The following is an 11,330-nucleotide window of genomic DNA, read 5'->3' as shown; positions in this document are numbered from 1 at the left end:
GCCGCGGCAACCCCGCCAGCATCTGCCCCGCGAACTCCTCGATCCGCGGAGCCACAACCTGCATCTCCTCCGGTGTCACACCTCCATCATCACACCCACCACCAACGAGTTAACAAAGCCCTACTAGTCGCTACCCGCCACGCTCAAGCCTTGCGCATCGTCCGTGTGCCGACGAACAGGCCGATCAGTACGACGACCGCGGCAGCCGCAGCTCCCTGTAGCGCCTCCGAGCCGAACTGACCGGCGAACAGGGCACGCTCAGCGTCGACGACGTAGCTCAGCGGGTTGAACCCGGCGACTATGCTCATCCATCCCGGGCCTTGTTCCAGCGGCAGTAGCATGCCGGACAGGATCATCAGGGGGAACAGCACCGCTTGCTGGATCGTCCAGAACATCCAGTCCTGGTTCTTCACCGCCAGAGCCAAGGCATAGCTCAGCGCGCCGAATCCCACGCCGAACACCGCCAGAATCACCAATCCGAGCAACGCACCGATTGGGTCGGGCAGGAAACCGAACGGCATCGTGATGGCTACCAGAACACAGGCTTGCACCGTCAGCGGCACCATCTCCTTGAGCGCGCGGCCGATCAGTAGCGGACCGCGCCGCAGCGGGAGGACCAGCGTCCGCTCATGCGCACCGGTGTGCATGTCGAACTGTAGGTTCGATCCGGTGGAGGCGGTGGCGAACAGCGACACCATGACGAGCACACCGGGCACGAACCAGTGCAGGTCCAGCTCGCCGCCGCTGAAGCTGCTCAGCAGCGGCATGAACAGACCGACGAAAATCAGCGGCTGCAGCAGTCCGAATACGACCGACATCGGGTCCCGCAGCACGGGACGCAGTTCGCGCAGGAACACGAGCCAGACGTCGATCGGGAAGCTGTTCGGGTACAAGGTCTTGCTCTGCGGGCGGATCACGGTGCTCCGATAGTCAGTGGACGTCGTCATGTTGCTTCCTCTTCCGTGCCAGAGGCCTCGGCAGTGGCCGCAACTCCGGCCTCGCGCAGGGTCCGGCCGGTGAGCGCGAAGAAAACGTCGTCGAGTGTGGGCCGCCTGGTCTCGGTGCTGCGCGCGGCCACCCCGGCTTGCGCCAACACGAGCACGATTTCCGGCAGACGCTGGCCCGCGTTGTGCACAGGAAGCTCGACCGTGTTGCCTCGCCGGTCGAGGTCCTGCAGTGCATCGGCGGGCACGCGATCGTGCAGGTGTGGCAGCGCGAGTTCTGCCTCGGCGTGCGAATCGAACTCCAGCACCACCCGTTCACCGATGAGGTTGGCCTTGAGCCCGGAGGGGGTGTCATCGGCGATGACCCGCCCGTGGTCCATCACCATGACCCGCTCGGCGAACGCGTCGGCCTCGTCGAGGTAGTGAGTGGTCATAAACACCGTAGTGGCGTACTTGTCGCGCAGGTTGTGGATGTGGCGCCACAGGTTCGACCGGCTTTGTGGATCGAGGCCTGTCGAGGGCTCGTCCAGGAACAGCAGCGTCGGCGCGTGCACCAGTCCCATGGCGATATCGAGACGGCGTCGTTGGCCACCGCTCAGAGAGGAAACCACCTGGGGGGCCACACGGTCGAGTTCGAGGCTCTTCAGCAGCGAGTCGGCGCGTTGCGCGGCAGTGTCTTTGGTGAGCCCGTAGAAACGTCCCTGCATGATGATTTCGTCCCGGACACGCTGGTTGTGCCCAGCGCTGTTCATCTGCCCGACGTAGCCGATCCTGCTGCGCACTGCGGCAGGATCGGTGCGGATGTCGTGCCCGGCCACGCGGGCGGCACCTCCGGTCGGTTCCACCAGAGTGGACAGCAGCCGCAGGCTGGTCGACTTCCCGGCTCCGTTCGGCCCGAGGAAGGCCACCAGTTCGCCCGGATCGACCTGCACGTCGAGCCCGCGGACCGCCTGAACTTGCTTGTTGCCCGAGGCGAACGCCTTCGTGAGCCGTTCGGCCTCGATCACTTTCACACTCATGCCAGGCATGCTACAAATCCTTTAGGTCAGGATCTGACCGGAATTACGTGATCAACACGATCGGTTGTACGCGGATCCACCTCTGCGGACCAACCCAGGTCAGCGACCCGAGGAGGTGCGCATGAGCCGTCCCACCATCGCCCGGGTACTGCGGCTGCTGTCCCTGTTGCAGACGCGTCGCTTCTGGGCCGGCAACGAGCTCGCCGATCGGCTCGGGGTCAGCGAGCGCACTCTGCGTCGCGACATCGACCAACTGCGCGAGCTCGGATACCACGTCACCGCCGAGCGCGGCTACGACGGTGGCTACTCCTTGGAAGCTGGAGGCGACCTGCCGCCCCTCCTACTCGACGACGACGAGCTCGTCGTGCTGGCAGTGGGTCTGCGCGCGGTCGCCGCCCGTGCCGCAGAGCACACCACCGAGACCGGGCTGTCGGCGTTGGCCAAGCTCGAGCAGCTGTTGCCCGCGCGGCTGCGGCGCAGGGTATCCGCGCTACAGTCGCACACGATGCCGGCCGTACCCGAGTCCTCCTCGTCGGCGGCGCCCGAGATGATCGCCCGTCTCGCACTCGTTAGCAGGGACGGCGAACGTGTCCGGTTCGGCTATACCGACGCGACCGGCACCCGCGCGGCGTGCTTCGTGGAACCGCACTGCCTGATCTCCGTCGAACAGGGCTGGTACCTCGTCGCTTGGGATCTGCACGGCGCATCGTGGGAAGCGTTCCAGGTCAACCACATCGACTCCTTCGTCGCGACTGGAACGCGATTCGGCCCGCACGAGCTGGGCGTGCAGCGCGCGACCGAAATCGCCAACGCGGCCGCGGCCCGGTTCGCCCGTCGCCACGTCGGTCTACTGCGCCTCCACGCCTCGTTGAGCGAGCTCCGCGCACAGGTTGGGGCCTGGGCCCAAGACGCCCGGGCGGAATCAGAGACGACCACACTGCTGCCGATCAGTGCCGATCACCTACCAGAACTCATCTTCGGCATCGCATGGATGCCGGACGATTACGAGTTCGAGATCGTGGAGTCGCCGGAATTGGCCGCGTTCGCCCGCTCGCTCGGTGCGCGGCTGCTGAACGCGGGTTCCCGTTCCCAGCACTGACCGCGGTCGGAACGGGGATCGCCGCGAGCGGATCGTGTGCCGTGCTGATGCGCTGCAGACTAGTCAGCAGCAACGGCGCGGCGCGCTGGGACGGCACAGCGAACCAGCATCCGCGGGGCGAAGTCCGCGACCAGTTCGGCACCGTTCGGCCACGTCACCGGTTGCTGGCGGTTTCTACTCGTAGAAGTGCGCGGGGTCGAGCAGGCCGATCGGGATGCGGGCAGTGGTGGTCGTGGCGTGCGTATCGCTCATGCCGCGCAGGACCAGGGCCAGCCGGGGCCGGTGGTCGACCTGTCGGGCGATGTCGAAGAACGTGGCCAGGATGTGCGCGCAGGGGCGCTTGCGTGTGCGGCAGCTGCAGGTGGTGGTGATCGCGTTGTGCCCGGGACAGGGTGATTGGCCGTCCTGGACGAGTGCGTTGTGGATGGCGTCGGACAGATCATCGGAACCGCCCGTGGCCACTTCTCGGGCGTGCTGCAGCTGGTGCTCGCTCCAGACGGGCAGTTCCACCCGCACGTGGTGTGTGCCGTTGTGCTCGACGACCGCGGTGATCTCACCGGGCTGCAGCTGCACGCTGTGAACGTGGTCGTGGCGCGCCAGCGAGCGCGCTTTGGGCAGTGCAGGGTCCGGCCGGCTCAGTGAGGTCGGCTCGGCCAGCCGCTGCCAGTCCTTCCCCCAGGCCGTGGTGCCGACATCGCTCACCGCCGACCTCCTCTGTTCGGGGCGAGCAACTCGTAGAGCTGGTCATCCGACAGGCGCGCCAGATCGCTGTCGATGCTGGTGGACTCCCCCGTGGCCATCCCCGCGATCGCGCGTTTGCCCTCGTGCATGTCGGCGATGGCTTCCTCCAGCGTCCGTTCGGTCACCAGGGTGTGCACGGTGACTGTGTGCTGCTGCCCGATTCGGTGTGCCCGGTCGCTGGCTTGATCTTCAACGGCCGGGTTCCACCACCGGTCGTAGTGCACCACGTGCGTGGCCCGGGTCAGGTTGAGGCCGAACCCCGCTGCGCGCAGGCTCAGGACGAGTACGAGTGGGCCGTCGGGATCGTCTTGGAATCGCGTGACGATGTGCTGGCGCTGCTCGGTGCTCAGCCCGCCGTGCAGGAACGGGACCTCGCTGAGGCCCAGCTCGGTGCCGAGATGCTCAGTGAGCAGCTGCCCGGTCTGGCGGTATTGCGTGAACACCAGCGTGCGTTGCCCTGTGGAGGTGATTTCGGCCAGCATGTCGGCGACCCGGTCGAGCTTGCCGGAACGACCACCCAACGCTGCACCGTCATCGGCGATGAGTTCGGGGTGGTTGCAGATCTGCTTGAGTCGCGTCAGCAGCGCCAGAATCTGGCCGCGGCGGCCGAGGCCGGACCCGAGACCATCGTGGAAGGCGTCATCCAGACTGCTGCGATAGAGTCGCTCCTGCTCGTCGGTCATACCGCACACGACCGTTGTCTCCAACTTGCTCGGCAGCTCGGGGGCGACGTCGGTTTTGCGGCGGCGCAGGATGTGCGGACCGACGATCTCGTGCAGGCGTGCGGCGGCGGCCTGCGACCGGTTCTGCTGAATCGGCGCGGCGAAGCGCCGCCGAAACCGCGCGCGAGTGCCGAGCAGATCGGGATTTGTGAACGCCATCAGCGACCACAGCTCGTCGAGGCGATTCTCGACCGGAGTGCCGGTCATAGCAATGCGCAACCGGGCCGGCAGCGCACGGGCCGCGTGCGCGCCCTGCGACTCCGGATTTTTGACCTGCTGCGCCTCATCGAGCACGGCGGCGTGCCAGACCGTGTCAGACAGGGCGGTATCGCTGCGCAACACCCCGTAGGTCGTGAGCACGACCGAGCCGGGGCGAACCACATCCCACGCACGCTGCCGGTCCGGGCCCGTGTAAGTCAGCACCGGAAGGTCCGGGGCGAATCGGGCGAGCTCACGCGCCCAGTTGCCGAGCAGCGACGTCGGACACACCACCAGATTGGGGTGTTCACGGCACTGCTGCAGCAGCGCGATCGCCTGCACGGTCTTGCCCAGGCCCATGTCATCGGCCAGCACACCGCCGCCATGCTCGGCCGCAGCGCGCAACCAGGCCACCCCTGCCCGCTGGTAAGGACGCAGCACACCGTGCACAGTGGACGACCCATGTTGCTGGGTGTGCGTGCCCGCGCGGCGAGCCGCATCGATCGCGGACGCGGCCGACCACACGGTGCTGCGGTCCAGACCGAGTACGGCATGCCCAGCGGTCGGCAACTCGTCGATCAGGTCGTCGGTGGACTCCCCGGCCCGAATCGCACTGGCGATGCGCGCCCAGACCTGCAGCGACCGCCCTGTACCCGGTCGTGGATGCCACGCCGACAGCGCATCCACCGCGGCATCCGCGGCAACGAACACGGCTGGCACGGTACAGGGAGTGATCGTGCTGGCCGTGCTGTCCGGCAGCGCCATCGTCACCGCGGTCTCATCCCTGGCCGGCAGCCCCACCCCCTCAGCACACATGGCCGGATCCTCGACACCCCACCAGGCGAAACCGTCCGATTCGACAACGAAACTCGCCTGCAACACACCTGGAAGCGGACGGTGTGACGGGGAAGTAGCAGCGCTCGGCACGACTAGATTCACTGTCCCAGAAAACGTGTAGCTAACCAGGACATCCATCCTACGCGACAGCCGAGGATGGTTGCCGCTCCCGATTGCGGGATCGTGGACGCGTCGGACCGGGTGATCGTGACGCCCTGAGCTTGAACGTCGCTCGGTCCATGACGATGCGCTCGTCACCGGCGACGCAGCCACGCTGGTAAGAGTGATGCACCACACAGACGCTCGCGAATCGTCATCACGCATGTGCGTAGGAATCCCGATGTATACGACGTCGCTCCTGCATAGCGGAATCCGAACCCGGATACGGTGACGACGCTTCGGGGGAAGCTGCTTTCGCCGGACGTTCACAGAACCAGCATCAATCCCACCCGATCGAGGGTTGAGGGGAGCGGGTGTGCGTTTTCTAGCGGATGTTGAGCAACCGACCGCTGCCGTTGTGGGACTCGGATACGTGGGCTCGTGCGTGGCCGGTGCCCTGGCCGACCGGGGCGTGCACGTCATCGGTATCGACAACGATGCCACCCGCGTGGCGGAATTCGCTGCCGGACACGTCCGAGTCAACGAGCCCGGCCTCAGCGAGCTCATGACCCGGTGGTTGGGCGGACCGCGATTGCAGGTCACCGACGACTACCGCGCCGCCGCCGAGGCCGACGTGGTGCTGGTGGTGGTTGGTACACCGGCACGCGACGACGGGTCCCTCGCTGACGAACAGCTCGTCGACGCATGCCGAGAACTCGGTCAACATCTGCGGCACGGCCAGCTCGTCATCGCCAAAAGCACGGTGTCTCCGGGAACGACCCGCAACCTCGTCGTCCCGCTCCTCGAGAACGGGGGGCTACGCTGCGGCGAGGACTTCGGCGTGGCCTTTAGCCCGGAGCGACTCTCGGAAGGCAGTGCGCTGCACGAACTAGCTACGTTTCCGATCGTGGTTGGTGGGGTCTGCCCGGACAGCTCCCGCGCGGCGCAGGATTTCTGGCAGCGCGGCCTCGGTGTCGACGTCCGTGCGGTGGAATCGGTCGAAGCAGCCGAGATCGTCAAACTGGTCAACAACTGGTGGATCGATCACAACATCGCCCTGGCAAACGAGGTGGGGAAGTTCTGCGCCGCCTTCGAAGTGGATTCGCTCCAGGTCATTTCCGCAGCCAACACTATCCACCGCGGCAACGGACCGGTGAACGTCCTACTGCCGAGCGTCGGTGTCGGCGGGTCGTGCCTGACCAAGGACCCGTGGATGGTGTGGCGAGCAGCGCAGGACCGAGACGTGGGGCTGCGCACCGTCACCACCGCCCGAGAGGTCAACGACTCGATGCCGCATTACACCGCTGAGATGGTTCTCGACGACCTGCGCAACCGAGACCGGGAACCGGAAAAATCCGCGGTAGCCGTGCTCGGACTGGCCTACAAGAACAACACCGGTGATCTGCGCGAGACACCCACACTGCCGATGGTCGAGTTGCTGCGCCGCGCAGGCGTCGTGGTAACCGTGCATGATCCGCTCGCCGACCCTGACGAGATTGCATCGAAGTTCGACACAACTCCGTGCGCCTCGGCTTACGATGCCGTCGCCGGTGTCGACTGCATCGCTGTTCTGGCCTGGCACCAGGTGATGATCGAGCTCGATTTCGGAGAGCTCGGACGAGCGGCAAACGAGGAGTGTCTACTGCTCGACGGGCGGGCCTACTTCAACGGGGACACGATCGCCGACCTCGAAAACTGTGGGTTCCGCTACCGCGGTGTGGGGAGGTGAGCATGTCCCGGTTCGTCGTGACCGGTGGGTGTGGATTCATCGGCAGCCATCTGGTGGAACGTCTGCTTATGCAGGGGCATGAGGTCGTCGTCGTGGACGCAGCATCTCCGCCGCGCGAGACTCGCCTCTCCCAGCATCCCGGGACGGTGAAGTACGTCAACGCCGACGTCCGTGACCCGGAACATCTCGCCGCTGTCGCGCCGGACGAGGTCGAAACGATCTTCCACCTTGCCGCGAGCGTCGGAGTAGACCGCTATCTCGACCGGCCGCTGGAGGTCATCGACACCGCGCTCGAGGGAACGAGGAACGTCCTACAGCTGGCCGAACTGACCGGCGCCAAAGTGGTGCTGGCCAGCACCAGCGAAATCTACGGCAAGAACCCCCAGGTGCCGTGGCACGAGGACGACGACCGGGTGCTGGGCAGCACGTCGACACACCGCTGGTGTTACTCCACGAGCAAGGCGTTGGCAGAACACGTCGCGTTCGCGATCGCGCACCGGCACGGCGTCCGCGCCACCGTGCTGCGCTACTTCAACGTGTACGGGCCCGGGCAGCGTCCCGCGTTCGTCATCAGCCGCAGCGTACATCGTGCGCTGCGTGGTAATCCGCCGGTCGTGTACGACGACGGCGGCCAGACACGGTGCTTCACCTTCATCGACGACGCGGTCGAAGCAACCCTGCGCGCCGCGTCCACACCGGGCACCGAGGGCATGTGCTTGAACATTGGTAGCTCACGCGAGACCTCCGTCCACGAAGCCGTGGATACTATCTGCCGACTGAGCGGGCACACTGGAGCCGAGCGCATCAACACGTCCCCATCGCTGCGCAGCGGGTATCAAGATCTGCGCCGCCGCGTGCCCGACACCTCCCGGGCCGCCGAGGTGCTCGAGTGGCGAGCCACGACCACTCTCGAGGAAGGCCTTCGTCGCACGGTCACGTGGGCGAAGGAGAACCCCTGGTGGACCGAACTTCCCGATTACGGGGCGGAGTAGCGTCATCGACGCGCACGAATACTTCCGCGGAGTCGTCGGCGGGATGCGCTCCCGCCAGTCCGCACTGCGTGCGGCTGCTTGGCACGCGTCCCTGCCCGAGTGGCGGGACGATACGGTATCCATGCTCACCGCGCCAGGATGGATGCTGCCAGACCCCTGCCCATTGGACGCGATCGAGCTCGACTGGGCCCGTGCCACCGACGACGCGCCGCTGGCGGCCTGCCGCGAGCACAGTTCCCGCCTGCTGCCCACTGGATCGGACGGCCGTCCACTAGCCAGCTACGGGAGTGCCTTGGTCCAGCTCGCTGGGATGGACCAGCTCTTCAACGGGCGGATCTACCGACCTGTCGGCATCGAGTCGCTCGACGGACGGCTAAGGCTGCGGTTCACGCTCGGGAACTACTTTGACTACCTCGACACCACGGAGTTCCTGGCCTACGAAGCCTCCGCACGGGCCGTGGATGCGGCGGATCCATTCGCAGGTGACTATCGACGGTTCGTCGCCGACCCCTTCGACCTGTCTCGCCGTGCGACCGGGCTAGGAGTACTCACCTTGACGATCCGTCACTCCACGCAGGGCGCGAGCTTCTTCCTCCACCGCAGGAGCGACGACCAGGTGGCGGTGGCTCCGGGCATGCTCCAAGCGGTGCCCGCAGGCGAGTTCAGCCCGGCTGACGCCGACGAGCTCTCCACCGCCGAGGACCTCGACCTGTGGCGGATGATGCTGCGTGAGTACGCCGAGGAGTTCCTTGGCGTCGAAGAAAGTTATGGGCGCGGCCTGCCGCGGCCCGACTACCGCAGGCAGTGGCCGTATCGAGAACTGGACGCAGCGTGGTCGACCGGACAGGTACGTCCGTGGGTGTTGGGAATCGGGTTGGATCCGCTGACCTGGAAGGCGGAAATAATCACCGCCTGCGTCATCGATGACGCGGTATTCGACGATGTTTTCGCGCAGATCGTCGTGCACGGCAGGGAGGGAACCATCCTCACCGGACCGAACGGCCGAGGGATCCCGTTCGAGCCGGAGTACCTCCGCGACTACGCCGATCATTCAGGCATGCGGGATTCAGCGCGCAGCTGCCTGCTTCTGACCTGGAAGCACCGGGAGACGCTCGGACTCGCCTGAAGTGCACGGCGGATGCACCTCAACGGACAGGCGCTGGCTCCCTTCTTGACGGACATAGGTGACGAGTCCGGCGGTGATGGGCGGTATAGCTGGGTAAAAGCGCTCGTCGTCACAGTGAGTGAGGATTCAGGGAACGCCTGGAGTTGCTTCAGAGGGCAGCGGTGAGCTGCTGGGCCCACTGTTGGGCTGCGGCTTGGGTGCCACCAACGAGTAGCGGGGTCAGACAGCCTTGCAGCGCCCGCACTGCTTTCCGAACCTTGCCGTGTTCCGGGGCGGGCTGGGTGATTTCCGTGAGCACGTCCCGGGCTGACTGCTCGGTTTCCTGGCGTTCCTGCTCGCTCAGGTCTGTCTGGGGAAGCTCATCAAGGATGGTCGCCACAGTTCGAGCGAGCTCTTCGAACCCGGAAGCGATGTCATAGTGCTCGTTGTGGGTGTGGGTGACCCTGTCATTGTTCCAGGCCATCTGAGCGCCATCACCGCTGTTGTAGATCACCGGAGCGTGATGGATGGTCTGGTGAACCGACGTGCCGGGAAGTGAATCAGGGGCGGCACCGTCCGTCTCCACTGGAATCCGAACGGAGTGCTTGTCGAACTCCTTCTGAAGCTCCTCCACGGCCTTCTTGACCCCGTGTTCATCGATTTCGAAACCATCTTTGGTCATGTGTTCCAGCATGCCAGCAGGAACTGACTCAGCTCAGGGTGCACCTGCGGGGGCGAGGATCGGCATCGCTCATACCGCCTCGAGCCCGGTCAACGCGGAGATAAGCCACGGGACCAGGGCAATGATCTGCTCGGCCAGCTCGGCCAGCTCAGGGTCGAAGTGGATGGTCCACTGCAATATCCACCGGGCGCGAAGCACCAGGTGGTACGTGAGGTGCTCGGAGTGCACGACTGTTGCAGCGGGGTTCACTCGGCGACGTTCGGCATCATAGGCGGCCAGCAGCACGCGCCTGTTGCGCGTACCGAGCAGGCTCTCGTGCAGCACCAGCGTGCTGAGATCGTCGTAGAAACAACCCACGCCCGAGTCTTCGAGGTCGATGACGCCGGGAGCCTGTCCCTGCGCCAGCAGGACGTTGCGACTGGACAAGTCCCCGTGCACGAATCCACGCTCGCGGGTGCAACACGCCTTCGCCGCTGGCGCTGCTTCGGCCATGGCGGAGTCGAGCTTGCCAGCGGCCGCATGGGCGGGACTGGTGCCCTCCGGTAGCTCGTGCAGCCGTCGACGATGGTCGGGCATACCGGCGAGAAGAGCGACGGGCACGTTGTGCAGCCGGGCGGCGATCTGTCCGAGCGTCTGTGTTGCCTCGTGGGACGCGGGCTGGGTACCGCTGAGACGCGTGGTGGCCAGCCAGGCCAGAGTTCCGTGGCGTTCATCGTGAGCGATTACTTCGGGTACGCGGAGGTCGGTCGCATGCGCGGCCGCGTGTATCCCCACGGCCTCACGGCGGCAACTTCCCTGCTGGCGGTGGGTGTAGACCTTCAGCACCGCATACTCGGACAGGTAGACTACACTGCGCCCGCCCAAGCCGATTAGGGGTGGAGAAGCGAACGTGGTGTTCACAGCCGCAGTGGCGCTCCGGCGTGCACGGTCGAGCTCTTCCTCCGGATCATCGAGCTCACTCTCATCGGTGCCAGTGATGGCATCATCCATGTCGCGTCCTTGCTCGGTGGTCCCAATGGGTTACTAAGAGATTCATTAGTAGGGCTTTGTTAACTCGTTGGTGGTGGGTGTGATGATGGAGGTGTGACACCGGAGGAGATGCAGGTTGTGGCTCCGCGGATCGAGGAGTTCGCGGGGCAGATGCTGGCGGGGTTGCCGCGGCG

10 protein-coding genes are annotated in these 11,330 nt (G+C 65.7%); 4 read left to right on the top strand and 6 right to left on the bottom strand.

From position 1 onward, the window contains the following. Window positions 1-143 precede the first annotated feature (143 nt). Both G9Q41_RS21405 and G9Q41_RS21400 read right to left on the bottom strand, forming a co-directional pair. On the bottom strand, window positions 144-947 hold the full coding sequence (locus G9Q41_RS21405) for an ABC transporter permease (protein WP_165634025.1): 804 nt from the start codon (window positions 945-947) through the stop codon (window positions 144-146). Beyond that, window positions 944-1,951: an ATP-binding cassette domain-containing protein gene (locus tag G9Q41_RS21400; protein WP_165634024.1), complete on the bottom strand. Its 1,008-nt coding sequence runs from the start codon at window positions 1,949-1,951 to the stop codon at window positions 944-946. The genes G9Q41_RS21405 and G9Q41_RS21400 overlap by 4 nt, the downstream gene beginning before the upstream one ends. A 133-nt stretch (window positions 1,952-2,084) precedes the next feature. On the opposite strand from G9Q41_RS21400, the gene G9Q41_RS21395 reads away from it, so the two are divergent. Then, complete coding sequence (locus G9Q41_RS21395) at window positions 2,085-3,062, top strand: WYL domain-containing protein (RefSeq protein WP_165634023.1); 978 nt, start codon at window positions 2,085-2,087, stop codon at window positions 3,060-3,062. A 174-nt stretch (window positions 3,063-3,236) separates the two neighbouring features. Here the strand turns inward: G9Q41_RS21395 and G9Q41_RS22830 are convergent, their stop codons facing one another. After that, window positions 3,237-3,764, bottom strand: coding sequence for an SWIM zinc finger family protein (locus tag G9Q41_RS22830; RefSeq protein WP_165634022.1), 528 nt, complete (start codon window positions 3,762-3,764; stop codon window positions 3,237-3,239). Further along, on the bottom strand, window positions 3,761-5,605 hold the full coding sequence (locus G9Q41_RS21385) for a DEAD/DEAH box helicase (protein ID WP_347567630.1): 1,845 nt from the start codon (window positions 5,603-5,605) through the stop codon (window positions 3,761-3,763). The genes G9Q41_RS22830 and G9Q41_RS21385 overlap by 4 nt, the downstream gene beginning before the upstream one ends. Window positions 5,606-6,035: 430 nt before the next feature. Here G9Q41_RS21385 and G9Q41_RS21380 point away from each other — a divergent pair, with 430 nt between their 5' ends. The 3 genes from G9Q41_RS21380 (at window position 6,036) to G9Q41_RS21370 (ending at window position 9,506) form a co-directional block, all read left to right on the top strand. Next, entirely contained in the window at window positions 6,036-7,388 is a 1,353-nt protein-coding gene (locus G9Q41_RS21380) for a nucleotide sugar dehydrogenase (RefSeq protein ID WP_165634026.1), read from the top strand. 2 nt (window positions 7,389-7,390) lie between these two features. Continuing rightward, window positions 7,391-8,380: an NAD-dependent epimerase/dehydratase family protein gene (locus tag G9Q41_RS21375; RefSeq protein ID WP_165634020.1), complete on the top strand. Its 990-nt coding sequence runs from the start codon at window positions 7,391-7,393 to the stop codon at window positions 8,378-8,380. A 121-nt stretch (window positions 8,381-8,501) separates the two neighbouring features. After that, window positions 8,502-9,506 (top strand): hypothetical protein, encoded by a 1,005-nt coding sequence (locus G9Q41_RS21370; RefSeq protein ID WP_165638179.1) that lies wholly within the window; start codon window positions 8,502-8,504, stop codon window positions 9,504-9,506. 148 nt (window positions 9,507-9,654) lie between these two features. Here the strand turns inward: G9Q41_RS21370 and G9Q41_RS21365 are convergent, their stop codons facing one another. After that, the gene (locus tag G9Q41_RS21365) at window positions 9,655-10,167 is read right to left on the bottom strand and encodes a hypothetical protein (protein ID WP_165634018.1); all 513 of its coding nucleotides are present in this window, start codon (window positions 10,165-10,167) and stop codon (window positions 9,655-9,657) included. A 69-nt stretch (window positions 10,168-10,236) separates the two neighbouring features. After that, window positions 10,237-11,157, bottom strand: a complete 921-nt coding sequence (locus tag G9Q41_RS21360) for an aminoglycoside phosphotransferase family protein (RefSeq protein ID WP_165634017.1) — start codon at window positions 11,155-11,157, stop codon at window positions 10,237-10,239. Window positions 11,158-11,330: the final 173 nt, after the last annotated feature.

The sequence above is a fragment of the Actinopolyspora sp. BKK2 genome (assembly GCF_011291845.1).
Classification (GTDB): Bacteria; Actinomycetota; Actinomycetes; order Mycobacteriales; family Pseudonocardiaceae; genus Actinopolyspora; species Actinopolyspora saharensis.
The sequence above is the reverse complement of the archived record's forward strand: the minus strand, read 5'-3'. Positions and strand labels throughout refer to the sequence as shown.

Excerpts from the sequence above, each read along its gene's own strand:
- G9Q41_RS21405 (WP_165634025.1), bottom strand. The coding sequence starts at position 947 with ATGACGACGTCCACTGACTATCGGAGCACCGTGATCCGCCCGCAGAGC.
- G9Q41_RS21395 (WP_165634023.1), top strand. The coding sequence starts at position 2,085 with ATGAGCCGTCCCACCATCGCCCGGGTACTGCGGCTGCTGTCCCTGTTG.
- G9Q41_RS21375 (WP_165634020.1), top strand. The coding sequence starts at position 7,391 with ATGTCCCGGTTCGTCGTGACCGGTGGGTGTGGATTCATCGGCAGCCAT.
- G9Q41_RS21370 (WP_165638179.1), top strand. The coding sequence starts at position 8,502 with ATGCTCACCGCGCCAGGATGGATGCTGCCAGACCCCTGCCCATTGGAC.
- G9Q41_RS21365 (WP_165634018.1), bottom strand. The coding sequence starts at position 10,167 with ATGACCAAAGATGGTTTCGAAATCGATGAACACGGGGTCAAGAAGGCC.
- G9Q41_RS21360 (WP_165634017.1), bottom strand. The coding sequence starts at position 11,157 with ATGGATGATGCCATCACTGGCACCGATGAGAGTGAGCTCGATGATCCG.